Here is a 25625-nt window from a genome sequence, read left to right on the forward strand (position 1 = left end):
CCGCTGCCCACCGCGAGGCCGACCGCGAGGCCGACCCGCGCTGCCGTCGGCGCGACGTGCATAGGGCCTCGCGGCAGCACCTGCCACCGTTCCGAACCGGGAAGGACCAGGGTTCCGCGTGAAGAACCGCTCCCTCGCCATGATCGCCGTGCCCCTCGGCGTCGTCGGCATCGTCCTGCTGCTCGTCGTGCCGATCCCCGCGGGGATGCTCGACGTGCTCATCATCGTCAACATCCTGCTCTCGCTCGTGATCCTGCTGACGTCGATGTTCGTCACCAAGCCGCTCGACTTCTCCGTCTTCCCGTCGCTGCTGCTCGTCGCGACGCTCTTCCGGCTGGGCCTCAACGTCGCCTCGACCCGCCTCGTGCTGGGCAACGGGTACGCGGGCGAGGTCATCAGCGCGTTCGGCCACGTCGTGGTCAACGGGAACCTGGTCATCGGCATGGTCGTGTTCCTGATCCTGGTGGTCATCCAGTTCCTCGTGATCACCAAGGGCGCCGAGCGCGTCGCCGAGGTCGGGGCGCGGTTCACCCTCGACGCGATGCCCGGCAAGCAGATGGCGATCGACGCCGACCTCAACGCGGGCCTCATCTCCGAGACCGACGCCCGCGAGCGGCGTGCCGAGGTCTCCGCGGAGGCGGACTTCTACGGTGCGATGGACGGTGCCTCGAAGTTCGTGAAGGGCGACGCGATCGCGGGCGTCGTCATCACGATCATCAACCTGGTCGGCGGGATCGTCATCGGCGTCGTCATGCACGGCATGCCGATCGGGGAGTCGGTCGACACCTACTCGATCCTGACGATCGGCGACGGCCTCGTCACGCAGGTCCCGGCGCTGCTCATGGCCGTCGCGACCGGCATGATCGTGACCCGCTCCAACTCGGGCGAGGGCGACGTCGGGTCGCAGGCCTCGAGCCAGCTCGTCCAGTCGCGGCACGCCATCGCGATCGCGGGCGTCGCGTCGTTCGCCATGGCGCTCATCGAGGGCATGCCCAAGCTGCCGTTCCTGGTCCTCGGGATCGGCCTCCTCGTGGCGGCGCAGCAGATCAAGTCGCGCCAGCAGCGGGCCGAGGTCGCGCGGGCCGCGGCCGAGCAGCTCGAGAAGGGCGCGGCCGCCTCGACGGACGGTACCGAGAACCTCATCGAGCAGATGCGCGTGCACGCCCTGGAGATCCTGCTGGCCCCCGACCTCGTCGACCTGGTCACGGGCGCGCACGACGACCTCCTGGGGCGCGTGCGCGCCCTGCGGCGCAAGATCGCGATGGACCTGGGCGTCGTCGTGCCGCCCGTGCGCACGCGCGACTCGATCGAGCTCGTCGCCTCGACCTACGCCGTGCGGATCGCGGGCGTCGAGGCGGGTCGGGGCCAGGCACCCGCGGGCAAGGTCCTCGCGCTCGGGGACAACCTCGCGTCGCTGCCCGGTCAGGCCACCGTGGACCCGGTGTTCGGCATGGAGGGCAAGTGGGTGCCCGTCGAGATGCGGCACAGCGCCGAGATGGCGGGCGCCACGGTCGTCGATCGCGTCTCGGTGCTCGTGACCCACCTGTCGGCCATCATCTCGGCCAACGCCGCGCGCCTGCTCTCGCGCGAGGACGTGCGCGTGCTGACCGACGAGGTCAAGCGCACCAACCCCTCGGCGGTCGACGAGCTCACGCCGACGCTGCTGTCCCTCGCCGAGATCCAGCGCGTGCTCCAGGGGCTGCTCGAGGAACGCGTGGCCGTCAACGACCTGCCGCGCATCTACGAGGCGCTCGCGCTCGCGGCCAAGCGGTCGACCGACGCGGAGCACCTCGTCGAGTCGGCGCGCGCCGCCCTCGGGCCGGCGGTCCCGGCGCGCTACACGGTCGACGGGACCATCCGGGTCGTGACGATCGCGCCCGTGCTCGAGCAGGCCATGCTCGCGGGCAGGCAACCGGGAGGGGAGCACGGCACGGTGATCGTCGTCGACCCGGCCCGGCTCGACGCGTTCCGCACCTCGGTCGCCGACGTCGCCGAGTCCGCGCGCGCGGTCGGGCACGACGTGGTCCTGGTCTGTGCGCCGTCGCTGCGCCCGGCGATCCGTCGCCTGGTGGCGACGCAGCTCGCCGACCTGGCGGTGCTCTCGTACACCGAGGTGACCTCGGGCAACGCCCTCATCGAGACGGTCGGGGTGGTGAACGATGCCCCGGCGATTGCGGCTCGCGGGTGACACCCTGGAGGCCATCCTCGACGAGGCACGGCGCGAGCACGGCCCCGACGTGCGGATCGTGTCCGCCGAGAGGGTCATCACGGGCGGCATCAAGGGACTCTTCGGCAGGCAGCACTACGAGGCCGTGGTCGAGGTCGCGTCCCCGGCCCCGTCGCGTCCCACCGAGCACCCGGTCCGTTTCCCCGCGGCGCGCCGGGCGGGCATCGCCGCCCTGCTCGACGACGCCGACGAGGCCGACCGGCTCCAGCCGGCCCGTTCGGCACGGTCGGAGGACCTCGAGATGTCGACCGGGGGCGACGACTTCGCGGCGATGCTCGACGAGCTGATCGCCGAGACGGCCCTCCCCGAACCGGCGCGGGCCCCGAGCCAGGTGGGGCCCTCGACAGCCCCCGGCGACCTCGTCGCCCTCGTCGGCCTGGGGGGTGACGCCCTGCCGGTCGCACGCGCGATGCGCGCGCGCCTCGGCCTCCTCACGGGTTCGGCGGGCCACGCGCACGACGGCGAGTCCCACCGGGTCGTCGACCGGCGCGGTGCGACCGAGGCGCGGGCACGCGGCGTGCACGCCGGCACGGCGACCGCGGTCGCGGTGGGGGTCGCCGCGGATCTCGTGGACGGTCTCCGGGTGCTCGACGAGCTCGCGCCCGAGCAGGTGTGGGTCGTGGTCGACGCCTCGCGCAAGCACGCGGACACCGCGGCGTGGGTCGACGGCCTGCGGGCGGTCGTGCACGTGCACGCCATGGTGGTGGTCGGCAGGTCGCTGACCCGCACCCCGGAGACGGTCCAGCTCCTCGGGCTGCCCGAGGGATGGGACGCGGGCTGACCGACGGCAGGTCCGCATAGGTGCTCCCGGAAGGTCAGGACGACATGTCGTGAACGTCAGGAGGACGTCGATGCTGGTGCTGGGGCGCAAGGTGGGCGAACGGATCCTCGTCGGCGAGGACATCGTCCTGACGGTGGTCTCCGCGGGCCGCGACGGGGTGCGGATCGGGATCGAGGCGCCGCGCGACGTGCGCATCCACCGGGCGGAGATCGTCGACCAGGTGGCCGAGGGCAACCGTGCAGCCGCCGCGGGCGACGGGAGCGCCGACGAGGTGCGTGCGCTGCTCGCCCTGCGACCGGCGTCCTGAGTCCTCGACGACGTGGCGACGTACCCGCAGAGCCTCAGGAGTCCGCGGCAGCCGTGCGGCGCGACCTGGCTGCCGCCGTGCCGGGTCGTCCGCGCGCGCTAGACGCGCGGGACCGAGCTCGACCGGCCGTGCCTGCGCTCGCCGACGTTCCGACCCCGGCCTCGCGACCGGTCGTCGCGGTGACCGGCGCCGCGGTCACCGTCCCGGTCGCCCCGACCCTGGCCTCGCTGATCGTCGCGTCCGTGCCGGTCGCCGCGCCGTTCGTCGTCGTCCCGGTCGTCGTCCTCGTCGTCGCGCTCGTGCCACTCTCCGCGCCCGAGGTCGTCGTGGTCGCGCCAGCCGCCACCGTTGCCGTGCCGACCACCGTCCTGGGGGGCCTGCGAGCGACCCGGCCCGCCGCCGGGGACGGGCGCGGCGGGTGCGGCTGGAACCGCCGGCACGGCCGGCGCGACGGGGACCTGCGTGGCCGTCGGAGCCGGTGTCGGCTGCACCGCAGGAGGGGACGGGGTGGGGGACTCGACGGGTACCGGTACGACGGTGCCCTTGCCGTTGTCCTTGCCGTTGCCGACGAGGTTGTCCCACAGGCCGACGATGGGCATCGTGAGCCGGTCGACGAACGTCACGTTCGACGCGCCCGTCCCGTCGTCGGGTCGCTCCTCGGCGGGAGCGACCGCTGCGCCGACCACGATCGTGACGGTGGACAGCAGCGCCGCCGCACTCCACCGCAGGGACTTGCGGGGGGACAGGCCGTTGCCCAGGACGGCTCGGGCCTGTCGGCGGGCGTGCCGGGGAGTGCCGGCGGGCCCGGTGGGCCTGCGGGTCACGTGCTCGACCGGTACCTTCACGACATGCGCTGCAGCGGTCCCACCCACGAGGGAAGAGGTCGGGGGGACTGCCGACGGCACCCCGGCCGAGGCGAGGGCGACGGCGGCCGGCCGTGGGTCCGCAGCGGGTGGGACACCCTCCGCGGCGGTCTCACGCACCGCGAGCAGGGTCGCGCGCTGCGCCGCGAGGCGTTGCCGGTAGGGAACGACGGCGTAGGCGCCCTGGGCGGCCGAGCGGCGGACCGCTCGTGCCGACTCGGCGCGCACGGTGGGGGCCCAGCTCCGGGCGTCGACGCTACGGCGCCCCGTGGCGACGTCGCGCATCAGCGCCTGCTGGGCGGTCGTCACCGCGTCGTGCGCTGCCGCACGGTCGGCGGGAGCGACCCGGTACGTCCGCACGACGCGGCGTGCTTCGCGGGCGAGCTCACCCGCACGGGAGGCCAGGAACTCGGCGAGGGCGTGCTCGCGGGCGTGTGCGGGCAGGGCGGCGAGGGCGGAAAGTGCGTCGACCCCGAGGGGTTGACGCGCAGGAAGTGCGTCAGACATGCAGCGTTCTCTCCTGCCCACGGGCACGCAGGTCGGTACGGCCGTGGTCACGGCGATCGTGCGGTGGTGCGGGCACCCGCCGGCGCGAGGCCCTCGTGCCGTCGGTGGACGTGCCCGTGCGCAGAACCGCAGGAGACGGGAGGGCGGCCGCGCTCACGCCGACTCCAGGAGGTCGGTACCGATGCCCATCGCGTGCAGGCGGGCGGCAGCCAGCTCGCGGACCCGGTCGATGTGGGCTGCGGTGCTCCGACGGGGCAGGCCGAGGGTCCGGGAGATCCACACGACGGTGTCCTGGCCCGGGAGCGGTCCGCTGCCGTACGCCTCGGCCATCCACAGGGCGGCGACCTTGCCCCGTGTCGGGTTCTCGGCCTGAGCGGCGTCGACCACCGAGCGCACCAGGGTGGGCGCCTCGACCGGGTGCAGCACGCAGTCGTGGTCGTCCTGGACGAGCCGGGGGGAGTCGAGGGTCTCGTCGAAGGAGAGCGTGCCGGACAGGACGAGCTCGTCGGCCTCGGTGACGACCATCCCCTGACGCACGACGTCGGAGCGGTGTGCGCCGAGCCTGTCGTTGGCTGCCTGCACCGCCTCCTGCACCGTCGGGACGGTGCCGCGCAGCGCGGCGAGCTCGGCGCGGGTGCGGGCCAGCTCGCGCCGGCGCCGCTGGGCCGAGACCATGCCCGACGCGGGCGCCGTCGCGTGGTCCACGAACGAGCGGACCTTGGGGCGCGCGGTGTAGACGACGATCGCCAGGAACGAGCGCATGGTGGACAGGTACGTCGGGTCCTGCCGCGACCGCTCGAGCATCTCCCAGACGGTCTCCGTGACGATCGCCTCGACGTCCTCGAGGTGCTGGGTCACCGGCACCGAGTTGGTCCGGCACAGCCTCGCGGCGATGCGTCGCCAGTGGTCGCGGTGGCCGGCGATGAAGCTGGAGACCTCCGCGCCGTAGCGGGTGTCGTCGCCGAGCTGCACGATGCGCGCCACCTCGGAGCGCATGGCGTCGGAGGGCGCGTCGTGGTCGTCGTCGAGGAGCGGCTCCTCTGCGGCACGCAGGGAGCGCGCTGCACGCGCCCGGTCCGGGCACGTGCCGGATGGGGGCCGCACGTTCATGCCCTCAGCATGCGGCCGCTTCGCACTACTTTCACGTCTGAACACGGTTTTCACACCGGAGTTCACCCTCGCTGGTGCTATAGGTGGTGCCATGCTGGGACTTGCCGCGGCCCGGGGTCGAGAATTCACCCGCGCGGACGGCGATTCGTGTCGTCCGCCCCTTCTGTGCCGGTGCCGGTGATGGATACACTTCCGCGTCGGCGATCGCTCGCCGACCTGGGCGCGGACACGCAGACGAGCAGGAGGTGGAGCATGGGCGGCAGGACCTGCGCACCGTCCTCGACGACGAGGCACTCCTCGGGCGCACACCCGCGCGGCGCGTGCTCGCCGGGTCGGACCTGCCTCCCTGCAGGCGGTCGTCGACGACGTGCCGGGGCGAGCCGGCGATGACGACCCCGGCCCCGTGGGACGACACGACCTGGGCGGCGTGGGCCGTCGGGCTCGTCGAACCGCTGATCGATCCGTACGACCGTGTCGCCGACCTCGAGGCGATGAGAGCCCAGGCCCGCGAGCAGCGGTTGCGCGCGGTGACCCTCCTCGCGGGGGCCCTCACCGACCTGCTCGACTCGCTCCCGGACGCCGACCCCTGGCGTCACGTCGACCCCGCGGCGTTCGGGACGTACCGCGACGGGCTGGACCTCGTCCCGACCGAGGCCACCGAGATCCGCGAGGACATCGGACTCGCAGCGCTCGCGCGTCCGCTGGGCCGAGACGGCGCACAGCTCATGAGCGACGCCGAGCACGGCTGGGAGAACGTCGCGCACCGGGCCAGCGAGCTCGACGACCCGGTCCCCGTGCTGGCCCGTGTGGTCGCCTGGGCGTCCTGGCGCCGCCGCGTCTACGTCGGCGAGGACACGTACCCCGTCCTGGTCGTCTTCTCCTGGCTCCGCCGCGCGGCTCTCGTCGCGGCGGGGCGGCAGATCGACGACGGCGAGTCGCACGAGCGGACGAGGGCTGCGGCCAGGATCGTCGACGACCTCGTCTGACACGCCCGGTGTGACGGCGTCGTCACGGTCGGTCGGGACTCCCGCGGTCGTGCGGCGTCACCACCGGTCGTCGCGCGCCGACGCGGGGTCGACGTGGTCGGCCACGATGAGCCCGAGCTCGATCCCCTTCGCGAGCGCGTCCTCCCGTCGGCGGACCCCCAGCTTGCGGTAGACCGACCGGAGCTGGCTCTTGACGGTGTTGACCGAGACGGTCAGGCTCAGCGAGATTTCGGCCGCCGTGGCGTGCCGGCGCAGGCTGTCGAGCACGACGATCTCGCGGTCCGTCAGCGCCTGCGGGAAGCCCACCATCGCGGCGAACCTCTCGGGGACCGGACCTGCGGCGGCGAGCACCCGCTGCGCCGTCCTGTCCTTGCTGCGCGCGGCCAGGTCGACGAGCGCGACGAGCTCCCGCCGGGGCGGGAGCGTGAGGGCGAAGAGCAGCTGGCGGTCGTCGGCGACGGCCGCGAACTTTCCGAGCGCGTCGCACGCGTGGGACTCGTCGGTGCCGTTGACGAGGGCGGCCGCGAGGAGCAGCGAGTGCGCGACCCTCAGGCGCGGCGACGCGTCGACCGGCGGGGTGTGCTCGACCAGGACGTCCCGCGCGACCTGCCAGGACTCGGTGAGCAGCGCGAGGTGGGCGCGCAGGAGCGGGGCGTTCTCGGACGACGGGGAAGCGCCCCGGAGCGTCGCGTGCACCGCGCCCAGCCGACCACGGGCGAGGTCGAGCAGGCCGCCGGCGTAGCCGAGCTGGTCGCTGTCCCGCGCGGAGATCCGCTGCCTGCCCCGCTCCGACTCGATGTACCGGCGCAGCCGCTCCGCGCCGAGCGCCGGCTCGAACGTCAGGAGGTCGACCGAGGCCTGGGCCAGCGCGAACTGCGGTCGCGACTCGAGCGTCGAGAGGTAGGGACGCACGGCGTCCAGGTGGGCCTGCGCACCCCGTGCGTCGAACCGCTCGATGCGTACGAGCGCGTGCGCCAGGTGGTAGACGTCCTTGCTGCGCCGCGGGGTGTTCTCCTCGTGCGAGGACTCCTCGACGACGGCGAGGTCGCGGCGTGCCTCGGGCATGTTGCCGTGCACGGCGTGGGCGAGCGCACGCAGCGTCAGACCGTGCAGCGCCAGGGGCTCGCCGGGCGGGTCCCCCAACGGGTCGCCGAGGTCCTCCAGCATCGAGAGCGCCTCGCTCACCGCGCCGCCACGGAGCATCGACCGTGCGATCTCGGCGCGCAGCCGCGGCAGTTCGCGCGCCATGGAGCGTCGTTCGGTGACCCGGAGCTCGCCCAGCATGCGCCCCGCGCGGCGCGCCGGGTACAGGGCGCGCTCGGCCGAGCCGGTCGACCGCAGCGCGAGGCTCTCGAGGACCTCGAGCACGACGCGGTCGCCCGGTGCCGCGGGGCGTGGCGCCGAACGCAGCCCGGCGAGCGCTGCGTGGTAGAGCTCGATCGCCTCGTCCCGCCCGCCGGGGATCGCGTCGTAGTGCCGTGCGAGCGCTCCCGCGAGCAGGGGCCAGGGGCGCAGCTCGGCGACCGGGACGGCGCGCAGGACGTCGAGGTGCGCGATCGTGCGCTCCTCGAAGACCTGGGTCCAGTAGCGGGACACCGCGGCCGAGGCGATCGCGAGGTCGCCGGCCGTCACCGCGTGCCGGACGGCTTCGACCGGGTACCCGTGCTGGAGGTACCACCGGGCCGTCGCCGCCTCGACCACGCGGGACGCCTCGGGGTCCTCGAGCCGGCACGTCTCCAGGAGGAGGGACCGCACGACGGGGAAGAGGACGAAGACGAGACCCGTGGGGCGCCGTTCCCACGTGCCGAGTCCCCGCGCCTCGAGGTCGGACAGCAGCTCGGGCGCGTCGGGATCGAGGGTGAGCGCCACCGCGAGGTCTCCGGTCAGGATCTCCGGGACGACGCAGCGCGCGAGGAACAGCTCGAGCCGGTGCCGGGTGGGGCCCTGGAGCTGCTTGTCGACGGCCGCCCGGAGCAGCTCGGCCGCGACCTGGACATGGGCGGGGGTGCCGTGCGAGCCGGCGAGCTCGGCGGCGAGCATCGCGACCCGCAGGTAGAGGGGCTGCCCGCCCGTGCTCACGTGCGTCTGCGCCGGGTCGAGGTCCGCGCCGACCTGACGCAGCATCCGCGCGGTCTCGTCGAGCGTGAGCGGGAGCTGGTCGGCCGTGATCACGGTGCGGGTCAGCTCGAGGCCGACGACGGGCGCCTCGAGCATCGAGCTCGTGGTCGTCGCGAGCGCGAACGACAGGTTCGGGCAGGTGCGCAGCAGCCCGAGGACGTCCTGGTGGACCTCGGCGTCCCGGACGTTCTGGTAGTCGTCGACGACGACGAGCACCTCGCCCGGGACCGTGAGGAACGCCTCGGCGAGCCGTGCCGTCAGCGCCGCGGTCGTCAGCTCGTCGAGACCGGTCGTGGTCTCCGAGCGCAGCAGGCCGGCCTGGGTGGCCCGACGGGCGACGGTGCGCCAGAGCTCGGTCCGGGTCGCGCCGGGGCTCGTCGAGATCCAGACCCCGTCCGCCCCCCGTCGTCGCGCCCACTCGGCGAGGAGGGACGTCTTCCCACCGCCGGACGGGCCACGGACCACGCGCAGGGCCGCATCGGCGTCGAGCCGGTCGACGAGCCGTTCACGCACGAGCTCGAGGTGGGGTGGTCGCGGAGCGCCGTGCAGTCTGCCGGGGGTCGTGCTCACTACCGGCATCCTGCCTCCCGCCCTCTCCTGGTGAGGTGCCTGGGCAGCCTGCCGTCGGCTGCGTCGCCTCTGGCACTGGAGCCGGCACCGCGCCGCTCTCCGGAGTGCCACTTTATGTGACGGTGAGCGTTTTCGCGGGGTAGGCGGTCCGCGACACACCCCGGAGCTCGGTGCGCGCGGCCGCATCGGAGGGACGGCCGGCAATCACGCCCGCGTGGGGTCAGCCGCGGGGGAGCGGCCCTCCCTGCTGGTCCACGAGGGGGAGCAGCCGCTCCAGCACGTCACCCGTCCGCAACCCGTCGTGCTCGAACTCGTTCGTGACGAGCGCCTGCACGTTGCCCACCCGGGAGGCCGTGTCGAGCGACAGGTGGGCGTCGACGAACATGTCGTCGTAGTAGACCGCGGCCGCGACCGGGACCTCGTTGGCCGCGAGCGCGTCGAGGTCGTACAGCGCGGTCCAGTCCTCGCGCCGCGCCAGCTCCTCGGCCGCGCCGCGGAAGTCCCGCAGGCCCGCGATCTCCTCGAACATCCAGGGGTAGATCATCTCGCCCGTGAAGAGCAGCGGGCGGGCGTCGGGGGCGAACTGCGGGTGCTCGGCACGTACGCGCTCGGCGGCCCAGCCGGTCGCCCCGCGACCCGAGGCGTAGATCGACTCGTGCAGCACCGCGTACAGCGGGTTCGTCCGGTAGGACGTGAGGTCCCGGACCTCGCTGAGGAACGTGTCGCTCAGGTCGTCGTCACCGTGGTCGAACGCCTCGTCGAGCAGCCAGTGCACGCGCTCGAAGCCCGGCTTCATGCCGAAGTCCATGCCGAGCGTCTGGAGCCGGCGCACCGACAGCGTGTCACCGTCGGGCAGCGTGACGTCACCCACCGCGATCCTGTCCGCGACACGCCCCAGGAGCGCGACGTCGTCGGGGTAGCGTGCCGCGAAACGGGCGTTCTTGGCCGCGGTGCGCGGGTACGTGCGGCGGTAGACCTCGGTCGCGTCGGCCTCGAGGCCCGCGAGGCCGCCCGTGACGTAGCAGGCCGCGAGGCCCTCGGGGGCGCGCGAGAGGTACGTGAGCGTGAGGAACCCGCCGTAGCTCTGGCCGAGGGACTCCCAGCGGCGACCGCCGAACAGGGTGCGCCGCAGGTGCTCGGCGTCCGCCACGATCGAGTCCGCGCGGAAGTGCGTGAGGTGCTCGGCCTGCGCGGCGGCGTCGCCGAGCCCCGCGAGCGCGCGCCCGCGCACGGCCGAGCTGCGGCCCGTGCCGCGCTGGTCGAGCAGGATCACCCGGTGCGTCGCGAGCATGGTCCCGACCCATCCCTCGGGGCCGGTCGGCCGCGGGCCCTTGCCGCCCGGGCCGCCCTGGAGGAAGACGAGCAACGGCAGGTCCTCGCGCCGCCGGACCGGGTCGACGAGCTCACGCGCGAAGATCGTGATCCGGCGCGGGTCCCGCTCGTCGAACCAGTCGAGGGGGACCTCGACCTCGTGGTCGGTCACGTGCATCCCGGGGAGGGTGTAGCTCACGGAGGTCATGGTGACGAGCCTAGCCACGAATGCCCCTGGACATGTCAGGACCAGCGTGACCTCGAGGTCACGCTGGTCCTGACAGGCGGTGGAGGCGAGAAGGGCTACTTCTCGACGTCCTCGTCGACCCAGTCGAGGGTCTTGCTCACGGCCTTCTTCCAGTTGCGGTAGAGGCGCTCGCGCTCGTCCTCGTCCATCGACGGGGTCCAGCGCTTGTCCTCGGCCCAGTTGGCGATGACGTCCTGCTCGCCCTGCCAGAACCCGACCGCGATGCCCGCGGCGTACGCGGCGCCGAGCGCAGTCGTCTCCGCGACCTTGGGCCGCACGACGTCCACGCCGAGCTGGTCCGCCTGGAACTGCATGAGCAGCTCGTTCTGGACCATGCCGCCGTCGACGCGCAGCTCGGTGAGGTCGACGCCCGAGTCCGCGTTCATGGCGTCCAGGACCTCACGGGTCTGGAACGCGACGGCCTCGAGCGCGGCGCGCGCGATGTGGTTCTTGTTGACGTAGCGCGTGAGGCCCACGAGGGCGCCACGGGCGTCGGAGCGCCAGTGCGGCGCGAACAGGCCCGAGAACGCGGGCACGAAGTACGCGCCACCGTTGTCGTCGACCTTGCGGGCGAGCCACTCGACGTCGGGCGCGTCGGAGAACATGCCCAGGTTGTCGCGCAGCCACTGGATGAGCGAGCCCGTCACGGCGATCGAGCCCTCGAGCGCGTAGCGGGCCGGCTGGTCGCCGATCTTGTAGCAGACCGTGGTCAGCAGGCCGTTCTTCGAGGCCACCTTCTCGGTGCCCGTGTTGAGCAGCATGAAGTTGCCCGTGCCGTACGTGTTCTTGGCCTGGCCGACCTCGAAGCACGCCTGGCCGAACGTCGCGGCCTGCTGGTCGCCCAGGATGCCCGCGATCGGGACCCCGGGGAGGAGCCCGCCGGGGCGCCCGTTCCCGTAGACCTCGGAGGACGACTTGATCTCGGGGAGCATCGAGAGCGGGATGCCCATGTCGGCCGCGATGTCCTCGCGCCACGACAGGGTGTCGAGGTCCATGAGCATGGTGCGCGACGCGTTCGTCACGTCGGTGACGTGCACCCCGCCGTCGACGCCGCCCGTCATGTTCCACAGGACCCAGGTGTCGGTGTTGCCGAACACGAGGTCGCCGGCGTCGGCCGCCTCGCGGGCGCCCTCGACGTTGTCGAGGATCCACTTGACCTTGGGGCCGGAGAAGTAGGTCGCGAGCGGCAGGCCCACGATCGCCTTGTACTTCTCGGGTCCCGCGTCGCCGCCGAGCTCGTCGACGATCTTCTGCGTGCGGGTGTCCTGCCAGACGATCGCGTTGTAGACGGGCTTGCCCGTCCTGCGGTTCCACACGACCGCGGTCTCGCGCTGGTTGGTGATGCCGACCGCGGCGATGTCGGTGTACGTGACGTTGGCGCGGGTCAGGGCCAGGCCGACGGCCTCGCGGACGTTGTTCCAGATCTGCTCGGGGTTGTGCTCGACCCAGCCGGCCCGCGGGAAGATCTGCTCGTGCTCGAGCTGGCCGGAGGAGACGATCTCCCCGGAGTGGTTGAAGACGATGGCCCGGGAGCTGGTGGTTCCCTGGTCGATGGCGAGAACGTAGTCGGCCATGGTGTGTCAGTCCTTCACGTCGGTGTGCTTGAGAGCGGGTGCCGCGCGGTGCGCGGCCGGGTGCGAGGGTGGCGTCGAGGCCCGCGAAGAGGCCCGACGGCGGGTGGTCGTGTGACCGGGGCGGGTCGCCCCGTCCCGGTCACACGGTGTGTCAGGAGCAGGCGCCCGGGGTCAGCCCCAGGCCTTGCCGAGGAGGCCGGCGAGCACGCCGCCGACGAGCGGGCCCGCGACCGGGACCCACGAGTAGGCCCAGTCGCTCGACCCCTTGCCCTTGATGGGCAGCAGGGCGTGGGCGATGCGCGGACCGAGGTCACGAGCAGGGTTGATGGCGTACCCGGTGGGACCACCGAGGGAGGCGCCGATACCGACCACGACCAGCGCGACCGCGAGCGGGCCGAGCCCCGAGGGGGTGTTGCCGGACGCGACGACGAAGAACACGAGCACGAACGTCGCGATGACCTCGGTGATGAAGTTCCAGCCGTACGAGCGGAGCTCGGGGCCCGTCGAGAAGACCGCGAGCTTGGTGGCGGGGGGCGCCTCCTCGTCGAAGTGCTTCTTGTACGCGATGAACGCGAGCACGGCACCGATGATCGCGCCGATCATCTGCGCGCCGAAGTAGATGAACATGTTGCCCACGGTGGGCTCGATCGTGGCGGTGAGGATCCCTTCGGGGCCCGTCACCGAGTAGAACGGGCGGTCCGCGGTGAAGAGACCGATGGTGACCGCGGGGTTGAGGTGCGCCCCGGACTTGTACGCGACGTAGACGCCGGTGAAGACGGCGAGGCCCCATCCGAAGTTGATGAGGAGCCAGCCGCCGTTGAAGCCCTTGGTCTTGGGGAGGATCACGTTGGCTACGACGCCGGCACCCAGCAGGATCAGGGTCGCGGTGCCGAGTATCTCGGACCAGAAGGCGTTGAGGATGAGTGTGTCCATCAGATTCTCTCTTTCTTGGTGGACTTCGTTGTCGCAACCACCCCGACGCATCCGTGCGGCGGGGCCCCGGCGTGCGTCGCACTGCGCGCATCCGTGAGGTTGAGGGGTGCCGGTCCGGCTCCACCTCGCGCGAGTCGAGGCGGAGCCGGGGCCGGGCTATGAAGTTGTTCTCGGGGGAGCCGGCGCGGCTCCCGGGGCAGGTGCGTCGGTCGCGGTGGTCAGGCTCCGGAGAGGGGCTTGAGCGGGGCGACGTCGTCGGCGGCGAGGCGCGTGCGCTCGGCCGTGGCGTCGTCGGGCTCCTGCTCCGCCGCCTCCTCCGCGGCGGCGCGCGCGGTGTAGGACGCGATCTCCGCGGCCTTGCGCTCGTCGTCCCACCCGAGGAGCGGTGCCGCGATGTCGGCGATCTCCGGGAGGGCGCCGATCCCGCGGTCGAGCACCTCGTAGTTGAGCCGCGTACGGTGCAGCAGCAGGTCCTCGAGGTGCAGGGCTCCCTCGTGGGTCACGCCGTAGCTGATCTCGGCCCGCAGGTAGGCGGGCGCGTGCTCGAGCGGCCGTGCGAGCGTGGGGTCTGCCTCGCACAGGGCGACGATGTCGCGCAGGTTGGAGCCGTAGCGGTGCAGGAGGTGGTCGACCATCTGCGGGGTCCAGCCGAACTTCGAGGCCCACGGGCGGGCCTGGCGGCGGACGGCACCCAGACCGACGGCGCCGACCAGCGGGATCTTGTCCGTGATCGAGGGCAGTGCCGCGGAGCGCTGGCCGATCGCGAAGTCGACCGCGTCCTTGGCCATGACCCGATAGGTCGTGAGCTTGCCGCCCGCGATGACCGTGAGGCCGGGCGTCGGGGAGGCCGTGGTGTGCTCGCGCGAGACCTTGGCCGAGCTCGTGCCCTCCTTGGTCCCGGGCTGGAGCAGCGGACGCAGGCCTGCGTAGGTGCCGATGATGTCGTCGCGTGTCAGGGGCTGGGCGAGGACCGCGTTGGCGTGCTCGAGGATGTAGTCGATGTCGGCGGCCGTCGCCACCGGGTGCGTGAGGTCCTGCTCCCAGGGGGTGTCGGTCGTGCCGATGACCCAGTAGCGGGACCACGGGATGATGAACAGGACCGACTTCTCGGTCTGCAGGATCAGTCCGACCTGGCCCTTGATGCGCTCGCGCGGGACGACGATGTGCACGCCCTTGGAGGCGAGGACGCGCAGTCCGCCCTCGGAGCCCGCGAGCGACTCGGTGTCCTCGGTCCACACGCCCGTCGCGTTGATGACGGCGCGGGCACGGACCGTGATGCGCTTGCCCGTCTCGAGGTCCTCGAGGATCGCGCCGTTGACCGCTCCGGTCGACCCCTTGGTCAGCTCGACCACCTGGGTGCGGGACGCGGCGTGCGCGCCGTAGGACGTCGCGGTGCGGACGAGCGTCGAGACCAGGCGCGCGTCGTCGACCGAGGCGTCCCAGTACTGGACGGCGCCGATCGCGGCGTCGTGCGCGAGGTCGGGGAACTTGCGCTCCATCTGCTTGCGCGAGAGGTGGCGGTGCAGGGGCAGGGCGCGCTTGCCGGGAGCCATGCTCGCGAGCGTGTCGTACAGCGCGATGCCGGCACCGACGTAGGCCCGCTCCCACACACGGTGCTCGAGCGGGTAGAGGAAGGGGACCGGGCGCACGAGGTGCGGCGCGAGGTCCTTGATGAGGAGGTCGCGCTCGGTCAGGGCCTCGTGGACGAGGTGGAAGTCGAGCATCTGGAGGTAGCGCAGACCTCCGTGGACCAGCTTGCTCGATCGGCTCGACGTGCCGGACGCCCAGTCCTGGCCCTCGACGATCGCGGTCGAGAGCCCGCGGGTCACGGCGTCGAGGGCGATCCCCGCCCCGGTCACGCCGCCGCCGATCACGAGGACGTCGAGCTCCTGGTCCGCGCTCGTGCTCGCCTCGAGCGCGTTGAGCGCCCGCTGGCGAGACTCTGCGGTGAGTCTGCTGGAAGTCATCCGATGGCCTTCTCTCGTCGTCGATCTGGTGCGTCATCGGCGGGGTCCCGTGAAGGACTCCCTCCTGTGACGTTCCCACGGCTCCGCGTCCCGCGCTAGCGGTGCGTGGCGGGACCCAGGAGGGCACCGTGCCGCGGTACAGCGCTGTCGGAACGGCGCTGCACGTATTAACGTCAACATGTCAGGAACGAACGCGCAAGCGCAGTGCACAAACGTGCAGCCGGGGCGGTACCAGTGGCAGGAGACCAGCAGATGGCCGATCGGGAGCAGGACGTCCTCCGGGCAGCCTCGATGTACTACCTCCAGGACATGAAGATGGAGGCCATCGCCAAGCACCTGCGCACCTCGCGCTCGACCGTCTCGCGTCTGGTCAAGAGAGCGCGTGAGACGGGTCTGGTGGAGATCACGCTCCGGCCTACCCAGAGCAGGGCCCCCGGGCTCGGGGCGCACATCTCCGCCACCTACGGCATCGACGCCTACGTCGTCCCCGTCCCGGACTCGACCCAGCAGGTCGACCGGCTCGACCAGGTGGCTCTCACGACCGCCCGCCTGCTCGGGTCGTGGTTCGACTCCGACATGATCCTGGGGATCGCGTGGGGCACCACGCTCGCGGCCGTCTCGCGACACCTGAGCCGCAAGCCGACGCGGGGCTCGGCCGTCGTGCAGCTCAACGGGGCGGCCAACACCCGTACGTCGGGGGTGCACTACGCGGGCGACCTCATCGCGGGGTTCGGCGAGGCGTTCGACGCGCACGTGCACCATTTCCCAGTGCCCGCGTTCTTCGACTACGCCGAGACCAAGCGGGCGATGTGGCGCGAGCGGTCGGTCCGGCGGGTGCTCGACGTCCAGCGACGGGCCGACGTCGCGCTGTTCTCGGTGGGGGCCGTCTCGGGCGGCGTGCCGAGCCACGTGTACTCGGCGGGCTACCTGGAGGCCGAGGACATCGCGGTCCTGGACGCCGAGGGCGTGGTCGGCGACGTGTGCACGGTCTTCCTGCGCGCCGACGGGACCTACAAGGACATCGCGCTCAACGAGCGGGCCACCGGTCCCGGGCCCGACGAGCTCAAGCGCATCCCGCAGCGCATCTGCGCGGTCGCGGGGGACAACAAGGTCGCCCCGCTGCGGGCAGCGCTGCGCGCGGGGGTCGTGACGCACCTCGTCGTCGACGAGATCACCGCCTCGCACCTGATCGAGCAGGAGACGGGGAGGATCGCGGTCGCACGGACACGGCTCGAAGGTATGCAGTCCGGTGCATGAGTACGCACCCGGCGTCGAGGAGGCGTAGATTGTCCGCGTGACGAGCAGCCCCACGCCCACCCTGACGCTCCGCCCCGCCCTGCCGGCCGACGTGCGCGCGATCCGATCGCTCGTCGAGCCGTACGCCGAGGAACGCATCCTGCTGGCCAAGGAGATGGTCGGCTACTACGAGGCGGTCCAGGAGTTCGTGGTCGCCGACGTCGGCGGACCGGACGCGCCCGAGGTCGTCGGGTGCGGCGCGCTGCACGTCATGTGGGACGACCTGGCCGAGATCCGCACGCTCGCGGTGGACCGCGCGTGGCTCGGCACCGGGGTCGGGCACCGCCTCGTGGTCGAGCTCCTCGACCGCGCGAGGGCTCTGGGCCTGAAGCGGGTCTTCTGCCTGACGTTCGAGGTCGACTTCTTCCGCGCGCACGGGTTCGAGGCGATCGAGGGCACCCCCGTCTCGCCCGACGTGTACGCCGAGCTCCTGCGCTCGCACGACGACGGCGTGGCCGAGTTCCTCGACCTCGCCCGGGTCAAGCCCAACACCCTCGGCAACACCCGGATGCTGATCACCCTCTGATCACCCTCTGATCACCCTCCGAACGCCCGCGCGGGCCGCGCCTCAGGCCGGCAGCCGGTAGACGTCGCCGTCCTGCTCGAGCAGCCCGTCCTCGACCAGGCTCGCGACGCACCGCCCGAGCTGGGCCGCGTCGGGCCACAGCCCCGCGACCACCTCGCGGTGCACCGGACCGTCCGCCCCGCGCAGCGCGGCCATGACCCGGCCCCGCGCCTGCCGGTCGGTGCCCTCCCAGGCCTGGGTCCGGCGTCGGGCACCGTGCTCATCCGGCGGGCTGCCCGCGGCGCGCCACGCGCAGCGGTCCGCGACCGGGCACGCCTCGCAGCGCGGCGAGCGCGCCGTGCACACCAGCGCGCCCAGCTCCATCGAGGCCGCGGCCCACAGCGCGGCGTCGGCGTCCTCGGCGGGAGCGACCTGCATCGCGAGCCGGCGCTCGGCCGCGGTGTAGGACGGTGCGGGAAGCGCCGTCCCCGACACGGCGCGCGCCAGGACCCGTCGCACGTTCGTGTCGACGACGACGGCCCGCCGCCCGTGCGCGAAGGCCGAGACGGCCGCGGCCGTGTACTCCCCGACGCCAGGCAGCGCGAGCAGCGCGTCGGCGTCCTGCGGGACGCGGCCCGCGTGACGCTCGACGACCGCCCGCGCGCAGTCCTGCAGGCGCAGCGCCCGGCGTGGGTAGCCGAGGCGCCCCCAGGCGCGCAGCACGTCGGCCGTCGAGGCTGCGGCCAGGTCCGCGGGCTCGGGCCACCGCTCCATCCAGGCGCGCCACGCGGGCTCGACCCGCACCACGGGCGTCTGCTGCAGCATGACCTCGCTGACCAGGACGCCCCAGGGCGAGCAGTCGTCGTGACGCCACGGCAGGTCGCGGGCGTTCGCCACGAACCACCGCCCGACGGCGTCGCGCAGGTCCGCGTGCGGGTCCGGGCCGGCGAGGGTCGTCAGGGGCGTGCGGGGGCCGGTCGAGCGGGTGGCGGCCGCAGGAGCGGACGTGGCGGGGGAGGGCGACGAGGGCGACATTGTCCGACCATTCTCACCGACGCGCGCGATCCGGTCGTCACCACGATGACCGTCGCGCGGTGTGGCAGCGCCGGAAGGGCGCCCGAGGGGACGTACCGTTGCCCCAGCGCAGGAAGCACCCGCGCCGACCGTCGAACGGAGCAGCACGTGAGCACGCCGCAGGGCACCCGGCCACCGACCGGGCCGACCCCGGGCCAGGGGCGACCCGCGGGCTCCGGCGCGGCGGCGTCGGGCAGACCCACGTCCAGGACCCTGCGGGTCCGCCGGGTCATGGCGCTCGTCCTGCTCGCCGTGATCGTCGTCGGAGTCGTGATGCTGGTCAAGGCCGCGATCGCGTTCGGGGCGGGCCTGCTCGCCGACGAACCGCAGGGCAAGGTCGCACCGCCCGCGCCCCAGGAGGTCACGGCGACCGGGTACAAGGCCTGCAAGGCCAAGGACGTGACGCTCTCGCTCACGGTCTCCAAGACCCAGTACGCGGTCGGCGAGCAGCCCTCCTTCACCACGACCCTCACGCACGTGGGACCCCGACCCTGCCTGATCGACGCCTCGTCCGCCGTCCAGGAGATCACGATCACGTCGGGCACCGACCGCATCTGGTCGTCGGCCGACTGCCCGGCCCCGTCGAAGGACCTGCTCATGGCACCGGGCGACGTGTGGCCCGAGACCCTCACGTGGAACAGGGACCGCTCGGCTCCCGGGTGCCCGACCGGTCTGCCCGCGACACAGGCGGGGAGCTACAGCGCCGTCGCGGCGTCGAACGAGGCCGAGGGGCTGACGAGCCCGGCCGTGCCGTTCACGCTCGTGGCTCCTGCACCCCCGCCCGAGGCACCCGCGAGCGAGGCCCCCACCGAGGGCGAGCCGCCGACGGACGGGACCGCTCAGGCCCCCGCGGAGGGCGCGGAACCTCCCGCAGGCGGAGCGACGGCCCCCGACGACGGGACCGGCACACCGGCGGGCGACGCGCCGCCGCAGGGCTGACGGCTCGCTGAACGACCGCTCACGGCTCGGCGCCTCGGGCCTCGCCCGAGCTGTGCGCTCGGGAAGGGCTAGACGTACCGCTCGAGGATGCTCGACTCGGCGAGGCGCGACAGGCCCTCGCGCACCGCGCGCGCCCGCTGCTCGCCCACGCCGTCCACGGCCATGAGGTCGTCGATGCTCGCGGCCAGGAGCTTCTGCAGCCCGCCGAAGTGGGAGACCAGGCGGTCGATGATCGTGCCGGGCAGGCGGGGGACCTTGGACAGGAGCCGGTAGCCGTGCGGGGCGACCGCGGCGTCGAGAGCCTCTCCGCCGCCGGGGAGGTCGAGGACCCGGCCGATGAGCGTGAGGTCGAGGAGCTGCGTCGAGTCGAGGGCTCCGAGCGCGTTCTTGACGTCCGCGAGCGAGCGGTCCTTGCGGCCGAGCTCGACGTAGTCGCGGATGACGGACTCGCGGTCCGAGCCGATCCCGCCGATGAGCTCGTCGAGCTGGAGCGCGAGCAGGCGGCCGTCCGTGCCGAGCTCGACGACGTAGCCCGCGATCTCCTCGGAGATGCGGCCGACCATCTCGAGGCGCTGCACCACGGCGCACACGTCCCGGACCGTGACGAGGTCCTCGATCTCGAGGGCCGAGAGCGTGCCGCTGACCTCGTCGAGGCGGGCACGGTAGCGCTCGAGCGTCGCGAGGGCCTGGTTGGCGCGCGACAGGATGGTGTCCGAGTCCTCCAGCACGTAGCGCTGGCCGCCCACGTAGAGCGCGACGATCCGCATGGACTGGCTCACCGAGATCACGGGGAACCCGCACTGCTTGGCGACGCGCTCGGCCGTGCGGTGACGCGTGCCGGACTCGGTGGTCTCGATCGTCGCGTCCGGCAGGAGCTGGACCGCGGCGCGCAGGATGCGGTTGGCGTCCCGGTCGAGGACCACGGCGCCGTCCATCTTGGAGAGCTCGCGCAGACGGGTCGCGGAGAAGCCGACGTCCAGGACGAAGCCACCCGAGCACATGGTCTCGACGACCTTGTCGAGGCCGAGGACGATCAGTGCGCCCGTCCGGCCCCGCAGGATGCGCTCGAGGCCGTCACGGAGCTCGGTGCCCGGAGCCACTGCTGCGAGGGTCTCCCGGAGCATGTCATCAGGGTGCACGGGGGAGTTGGCCACGTGGGCATCCTACGCTGCCGGGCCGTCCCAGGGGTGGGAAAACGCCCTCCGTGGGACATCCGCAGGTCACGATGGCGCAACGGTTCTCACTCGTCGAACCGGGTGCGCTCCTGCTGCGGCGGGAGGTGGCCACCCCGGGCGAGCTCGACGGCCTCGCCGAGGTGCTGCGCAGGTAGCACGGTCATGCCCGGAGGGGGCTTGGGCGAGGACCCGCGAGGCACCACCGCCCGCGTGAAACCGAGGCGCGCGGCCTCGCCCAGACGCCGGTCCAGGCCCGAGACCGGGCGGATGTCGCCCGCGAGCCCGACCTCGCCGATCGCGATGGTCCCGGGCGGCATCACCTGGTCCTCGCGTGCCGAGAAGGTCGCGAGCGCGATCGCCAGGTCCGCGGCGGGCTCGGTGACGCGGGCACCGCCGATCGTCGAGACGTACACGTCCTGGTCGACGAGCCGGACCCCGGCGTGCCGGTGCATCACCGCGAGGATCATCGCGAGCCGGCTCGAGTCGACGCCGCTCGTGGTGCGTCGTGGGTTGGTCAGCGAGCTGGGCACCACGAGCGACTGGATCTCGAGCGCGAGGGGGCGGCGCCCCTCGAGCGTCACGGTGATGAACGTGCCGGGCGCCCCGGCCCCCGCGTGCGACATGAAGAGCCCGCTGGGGTCCGCGAGGCCCACGATCCCGGTCTCCGAGAGGTCGAAGCAACCGACCTCGTCGGTCGGCCCGTAGCGGTTCTTGACGGCCCGCACGAGGCGCAGTCGCGAGTGCCGGTCGCCCTCGAACTGGCACACGACGTCGACGAGGTGCTCGAGCGTGCGCGGTCCGGCGACCGACCCGTCCTTGGTCACGTGCCCCACGAGGATGACGGGCAGGTCCCGCTCCTTGGCCGCGGCGATGAGCGCTGCGGCGACCTCGCGGACCTGGCTCACGCCTCCGGGCGAGCCGTCGACCTGTGCCGAGGCGATCGTCTGGACCGAGTCGACGACGAGCAGCGCCGGGTCGGTGGCCTCGATGTGCCCGAGCACGGTCGCGAGGTCCGTCTCGGCCGCGAGCAGCAACCCCGGGGCCAGCGCCCCGACGCGCTCGGCGCGCAGCCTGACCTGCCCGGCGGACTCCTCGCCCGTGACGTACAGGACGGTGCGGGGCCGGGGCGCGGGACGTCCGGCGTCGTCCGGGGTGGTGGCCTTGTCGCTCACGCCCGCCGCGACGTTGCTCGCGACCTTGAGCAGCAGCGTCGACTTGCCCACGCCCGGCTCGCCCGCGAGCAGCACCACGGCCCCCGGGACCAGGCCCCCGCCCAGCACGCGGTCGAACTCGGCGACGCCCGTGGGCGTGGCGCGCGCGGTCTCGACGTCGATCTCCCCGATGGGACGCGCCGGGTTGCGGGTCGGGGCGACGGCCGCGGTGCGTGGCCCGGCGCTCGCCGCGGCCTCCTCCGTGACGGTGCCCCACTCCTGGCACTCGCCGCAGCGACCGACCCACTTGGCGGTGGTCCAGCCGCACTCGCTGCACCGGTAGGCGGGCTTTGCCGGGCGCTTGCTGGTGGCGCGCGAGGCGGAGGTCGATGTGGTCACGCGGTCACGCTAGCCGCCGGCACCCACACGTCCCCGCTCCCACCGGCTTCCCACCACCCGCGTCCCTCGGCCGAGGGGCGCGGGTGGTGCGTGCCGGTGCGTGCCGGCCGTCCCGATGGCGCAGCACGCGGCGCGTGCCCATCATGAACCCATGCGCAGGCTCCGGAAGGACAGCCCGTGGTGGACCGTCATCACCACGCTCGGCTCGCTCGCGGCGTGCCTGCTCCTCTACTACGGCGTGCCGCTCGGGGACTCCGACCGCGAGTGGGTGCAGATCCTGCTGTTCGCGGTCGGCTTCGTGGGGCTCTGCTACCTCATCAGGTTCCAGGTGCGCCGCCAGCTCCGCGCCGGGCGGGAGCCGAGCGTTCGGGTCCAGTCGGTCGTCGGGCTCCTCTCCCCGATCATCGTGTTCTTCTCGCTCGCCTACTACCTCCTGGCCATCCACAGCGACGCCGAGTTCGTGGGGATCGAGACCCGGACCGACGCGCTGTACTTCACGGTCGTCACGCTCGGGACCGTCGGGTTCGGGGACGTCCATCCGGTGGGGCAGGCGGCGCGCGTCATCACGATGGTCCAGATCCTGTTCGACCTGGCGGTCATCGGTGTGCTGGTCGCGGTCGCGACGCAACGGCTGAAAGAGCGTGCGGAGCTGCACCATCCGCATCCCCCCGGCGGGAATTGACCCGCGCGGGTCTGCGCGGCCTGCGTGGACCGGGGGCGCGTGCGCACTAGTCTGGCGCGGTCACAGCGTCGCCACGAGGAGAGTGCAATGAGCCAGCAGACGGGACGCCCGCGTCAGTCCACCCCGGCCGGGCCGGGGTTGCGGGACAGTCGCCACCACCGGGCTCGCTCGTCGGCCGTCTTCGCCCGACGGCGCCTGGTCGCCCTGGTCCTCCTGCTCGCTCTGGTAGGTGCCGTCGTCGCCCTCCTCGCCTTCGTGTGGCCCGGGTTCGCCGCGAGCGGCGGGGCCGAGGAGCCGGACGAGGTCACGGTGACCGCGCCGCCCGCGACCCCGACGATCGCACCGGTCGAGCGCACCGCGACGACCGAGCTGGCCAAGGCTCTCCCGGCGAGCGTGCTCCAGTTCGCGCTCCGCTCCGAGGCGCCGACCGAGGCGTACGTCGACGCGGGGGCGATCGAGGGTCACGAGCTGACCTACGCGGACGCCGAGGGCGACGGGGCGACCAGCGTCACGGTGCTCGCGGGCCAGTGGGGCACCGACGACGAGGCGACGGCCGCGTACGACGAGCTGCTCGCGACGGCCGTCGCGGCCGGCGGTGCGGCCACGTCGACGGGGGACGTCGAGGTCGACGGTGAACCTGCCGGCGCCTACGCGGTCACCCCGGTCGCTCCCGTCGACGGCGCGGCTGCGACGGCGACGGTCACGTGGCGCAACGGCACGGTCGTCCTGCAGGCGACGGGGCCCGCCGACGAGATCGAGACGTTCTACACGGCGTTCCCCCTCTAGTCTGCGACGAGGGGCACCGAGGGAACGGTGGCCCTCCGGTGCTCGTCGTCGGTCTCGCCCCTTCGGCAGGCCCGCAGCGGTCGACCGGGACGCACGACGAGGAAGCAGGAGACGACCATGTCCACTTCGAGCACGACGACCCACCAGGCAGAGCCTGCCGGCCTCACCCCGCGGCTCGCGGTCCTCGGGACCGGTGTCATGGGGGAGACGGTTCTCGCGGGGGCGCTGCGCGCCGGCTGGTCGGCGTCCGACGTGGTCGCGACCGTGCGACGCCCCGAGCGCGGCGAGGAGCTGCGCGAGCGTCATGGCGTGACCACGACGACCGACAACACCGAGGCCGTGCGCGGCGCGGGGCTGGTCGTGGTCGCCGTCAAGCCCAAGGACGTGGCCGCCCTGCTCGCGCAGGTCTCGGAGCACCTGGGCCAGGGTGCGGTCGTGGTGAGCGTCGTCGTCGGGCTCCGGGCGCGCTTCTACGAGGACAGGCTCCCGGCCGGGACGTCGGTCGTGCGCGTCATGCCCAACACGCCGTCGGTGATCGGCGCCGGGGTCAGCGCGGTCAGCGGCGGGTCGGCGGCGAGCGAGGACGACGTGCGCCTCGTCGAGCGGCTCCTGAGCGAGACGGGCCTCGTGGTGCGGGTCGCGGAGAAGGACCAGGACGCGGTCGGTGCGCTGTCGGGCTCCGGGCCCGCCTACGTCTTCTACGTCGTGGACGCGCTCGCCGAGGCCGGCGTGCTGCTCGGCCTGACACGGTCCGTGGCGCTCGAGCTCGCGACGGCGACCGTGCTGGGCTCGGCCAGGATGCTCGACGAGACGGGCGAGCACCCCGTGATCCTGCGCGAGAAGGTCTCCTCGCCCGGCGGGACCACGGTCGCGGCCCTACGGGCGCTCGACGAGGGCGGGGTCCGGGCCTCGTTCCTGTCCGCGCTCGAGGCGGCGCGCGACCGGTCCCAGGAGCTGGCTGCGGCCCTCGAGGAACGGTCGTGACCGGAGAGCCGGGGCGTGCTCGGCCCCCGGCGATGTCCGACGTCGCGGAGCTCGCCGGGGTCTCGCACCAGACGGTGTCCCGGGTCCTCAACGACCACCCGAGCGTGCGGCCGCAGACCCGCGATCGGGTCATGGACGCGATCGCGACGCTCGGCTACCGGCGCAACAGCGCGGCGCGCGCGCTTGCCACGGCGCGCTCGGGGACGATCGGCGTCGTGACGACGGGCTCGGCGCTGTACGGGCCGACGAGCACGCTCATCGCGGTCGAGGGCGCGGCGCGCGAGGAGGGCTACTTCGTGTCGGTCGCGACGATCCGCAGCTACGACGCCACGACCATGCACACGGTCCTCGAGCACTTCATGGCGCAGGGGGTCGAGGGGATCGTCGTCATCGCGCCCCAGACCGACGTCGCCGCCGCGGTGGACTCGTTCCGCGCGCCGGTGCCCGTCATCCTCATCGCGGCGCGCGAGCCGGGGGAGGTGTCGACCGTCGAGGATCGGGTCGGTGCAGCGAGCATCCTGCCCATCGCGGTGGATCAGCGCCTCGGAGCGCGACTGGCCACCGAGCACCTGCTGGACATGGGGCACCGCACGGTCGTGCACCTCAGTGGCCCTCTCGACTGGTTCGACGCGCGCGAGCGGGCCACGGGCTGGAACGACGCCCTCGCTGCGCGGGCGGTCCCGGAGGAGGAGCGGGAGATGATCCGGTGCACGTGGTCGTCAGACGCAGGGTACGAGGTCGGGCGGGGCCTGGCCGGGCGTGTCCTGGCCGGGGACGGGCCGAGCGCGGTCTTCGCGGGGAACGATCACCTGGCTCTCGGTGTCCTGCAAGCGTTCTGGGAGGCGGGGGTCGTGGTGCCGCGCGACGTGTCGGTCGTGGGGTTCGACGACGTCGAGGGGGCGGCGCACTTCATCCCGCCGCTCACGACGGTCCGCCAGCCCTTCGCCGAGCTGGGACGCCGGTGCATGGCGCTGCTGCTCGACGCCTTCGCGGGTGTGACGCCCGAGTCGACGCAGATCCCCCCGATCCTCGTGGTGCGGTCGAGCTCGGGGCCTGCCCTGACGGGAGCGGCCTCTGCATAACGGTCCGGTCTCGGACCGGGCAGGTTCTTGACACGTTCGGATGTGAGCGCT

21 protein-coding genes are annotated in these 25625 nt (G+C 73.0%); 11 read left to right on the forward strand and 10 right to left on the reverse strand.

The features are described 5' to 3' along the window. The first annotated feature begins 139 nt into the window (after positions 1-139). From H9640_RS15485 to csrA, 3 genes are read left to right on the forward strand one after another with little or no spacing between them, the layout of a single operon-like run. Entirely contained in the window at positions 140-2188 is a 2049-nt protein-coding gene (locus H9640_RS15485) for a flagellar biosynthesis protein FlhA (RefSeq protein ID WP_191791762.1), read from the forward strand. Then, positions 2160-3008: a hypothetical protein gene (locus H9640_RS15490; protein ID WP_191791680.1), complete on the forward strand. Its 849-nt coding sequence runs from the start codon at positions 2160-2162 to the stop codon at positions 3006-3008. Before H9640_RS15485 ends, H9640_RS15490 begins: the two co-directional genes overlap by 29 nt. 49 nt (positions 3009-3057) lie before the next feature. Continuing rightward, positions 3058-3315 carry a carbon storage regulator CsrA gene (gene csrA, locus H9640_RS15495; RefSeq protein WP_307823973.1) on the forward strand — a complete coding sequence of 86 codons (258 nt, stop codon included), beginning with the start codon at positions 3058-3060 and terminating at the stop codon, positions 3313-3315. 98 nt (positions 3316-3413) lie between these two features. Here the strand turns inward: csrA and H9640_RS15500 are convergent, their stop codons facing one another. Then, positions 3414-4685 carry a hypothetical protein gene (locus H9640_RS15500; protein ID WP_191791681.1) on the reverse strand — a complete coding sequence of 424 codons (1272 nt, stop codon included), beginning with the start codon at positions 4683-4685 and terminating at the stop codon, positions 3414-3416. A 153-nt stretch (positions 4686-4838) separates the two neighbouring features. Further along, a complete protein-coding gene (locus H9640_RS15505; protein WP_191791682.1) occupies positions 4839-5795 on the reverse strand; it encodes a hypothetical protein in 957 nt (318 codons plus the stop codon). 386 nt (positions 5796-6181) lie between these two features. Between H9640_RS15505 and H9640_RS15510 the strand changes: the two genes are divergently transcribed. Continuing rightward, positions 6182-6781 (forward strand): hypothetical protein, encoded by a 600-nt coding sequence (locus H9640_RS15510; RefSeq protein WP_191791683.1) that lies wholly within the window; start codon positions 6182-6184, stop codon positions 6779-6781. A gap of 57 nt (positions 6782-6838) precedes the next feature. Here the strand turns inward: H9640_RS15510 and H9640_RS19760 are convergent, their stop codons facing one another. The 5 genes from H9640_RS19760 to H9640_RS15535 all read right to left on the reverse strand — a co-directional run bounded on the left by H9640_RS19760 (position 6839) and on the right by H9640_RS15535 (position 15501). Beyond that, a complete protein-coding gene (locus H9640_RS19760; protein ID WP_191791684.1) occupies positions 6839-9469 on the reverse strand; it encodes a helix-turn-helix transcriptional regulator in 2631 nt (876 codons plus the stop codon). Between the two features lie 220 nt (positions 9470-9689). Further along, positions 9690-10988, reverse strand: a complete 1299-nt coding sequence (locus tag H9640_RS15520; protein WP_191791685.1) for an alpha/beta fold hydrolase — start codon at positions 10986-10988, stop codon at positions 9690-9692. Positions 10989-11083: 95 nt separating this feature from the next. Further along, the gene (glpK, locus tag H9640_RS15525; RefSeq protein ID WP_191791686.1) at positions 11084-12601 is read right to left on the reverse strand and encodes a glycerol kinase GlpK; all 1518 of its coding nucleotides are present in this window, start codon (positions 12599-12601) and stop codon (positions 11084-11086) included. Between the two features lie 171 nt (positions 12602-12772). Continuing rightward, positions 12773-13534, reverse strand: a complete 762-nt coding sequence (locus H9640_RS15530) for an MIP/aquaporin family protein (RefSeq protein ID WP_191791687.1) — start codon at positions 13532-13534, stop codon at positions 12773-12775. A gap of 218 nt (positions 13535-13752) precedes the next feature. Beyond that, on the reverse strand, positions 13753-15501 hold the full coding sequence (locus H9640_RS15535) for a glycerol-3-phosphate dehydrogenase/oxidase (RefSeq protein ID WP_191791688.1): 1749 nt from the start codon (positions 15499-15501) through the stop codon (positions 13753-13755). A gap of 252 nt (positions 15502-15753) precedes the next feature. Here H9640_RS15535 and H9640_RS15540 point away from each other — a divergent pair, with 252 nt between their 5' ends. Both H9640_RS15540 and H9640_RS15545 read left to right on the forward strand, forming a co-directional pair. Beyond that, a complete protein-coding gene (locus H9640_RS15540; RefSeq protein ID WP_191791689.1) occupies positions 15754-16758 on the forward strand; it encodes a sugar-binding transcriptional regulator in 1005 nt (334 codons plus the stop codon). A 37-nt stretch (positions 16759-16795) separates the two neighbouring features. After that, a complete protein-coding gene (locus H9640_RS15545; RefSeq protein ID WP_191791690.1) occupies positions 16796-17323 on the forward strand; it encodes an amino-acid N-acetyltransferase in 528 nt (175 codons plus the stop codon). A 42-nt stretch (positions 17324-17365) separates the two neighbouring features. Here the strand turns inward: H9640_RS15545 and H9640_RS15550 are convergent, their stop codons facing one another. After that, entirely contained in the window at positions 17366-18337 is a 972-nt protein-coding gene (locus H9640_RS15550) for an A/G-specific adenine glycosylase (RefSeq protein ID WP_191791691.1), read from the reverse strand. Between the two features lie 147 nt (positions 18338-18484). Here H9640_RS15550 and H9640_RS15555 point away from each other — a divergent pair, with 147 nt between their 5' ends. Next, positions 18485-19315, forward strand: a complete 831-nt coding sequence (locus H9640_RS15555; RefSeq protein ID WP_191791692.1) for a hypothetical protein — start codon at positions 18485-18487, stop codon at positions 19313-19315. Between the two features lie 68 nt (positions 19316-19383). Here the strand turns inward: H9640_RS15555 and disA are convergent, their stop codons facing one another. Further along, the gene (gene disA / locus H9640_RS15560; RefSeq protein WP_191791764.1) at positions 19384-20439 is read right to left on the reverse strand and encodes a DNA integrity scanning diadenylate cyclase DisA; all 1056 of its coding nucleotides are present in this window, start codon (positions 20437-20439) and stop codon (positions 19384-19386) included. Between the two features lie 116 nt (positions 20440-20555). Beyond that, positions 20556-22040, reverse strand: a complete 1485-nt coding sequence (radA, locus tag H9640_RS15565) for a DNA repair protein RadA (RefSeq protein ID WP_191791693.1) — start codon at positions 22038-22040, stop codon at positions 20556-20558. Between the two features lie 151 nt (positions 22041-22191). Here radA and H9640_RS15570 point away from each other — a divergent pair, with 151 nt between their 5' ends. From H9640_RS15570 to H9640_RS15585, 4 genes are all read left to right on the forward strand, one after another. Next, entirely contained in the window at positions 22192-22722 is a 531-nt protein-coding gene (locus H9640_RS15570) for a potassium channel family protein (RefSeq protein WP_191791694.1), read from the forward strand. A gap of 87 nt (positions 22723-22809) precedes the next feature. Continuing rightward, complete coding sequence (locus H9640_RS15575) at positions 22810-23508, forward strand: hypothetical protein (RefSeq protein WP_191791695.1); 699 nt, start codon at positions 22810-22812, stop codon at positions 23506-23508. 117 nt (positions 23509-23625) lie between these two features. Then, positions 23626-24492: a pyrroline-5-carboxylate reductase gene (gene proC, locus H9640_RS15580; protein ID WP_191791696.1), complete on the forward strand. Its 867-nt coding sequence runs from the start codon at positions 23626-23628 to the stop codon at positions 24490-24492. A gap of 32 nt (positions 24493-24524) precedes the next feature. Then, positions 24525-25574, forward strand: a complete 1050-nt coding sequence (locus H9640_RS15585) for a LacI family DNA-binding transcriptional regulator (protein WP_191791765.1) — start codon at positions 24525-24527, stop codon at positions 25572-25574. Positions 25575-25625 lie beyond the last annotated feature (51 nt).

Origin of the sequence: Oerskovia gallyi, assembly GCF_014836745.1 — a bacterium.
Classification (GTDB): Bacteria; Actinomycetota; Actinomycetes; order Actinomycetales; family Cellulomonadaceae; genus Oerskovia; species Oerskovia paurometabola.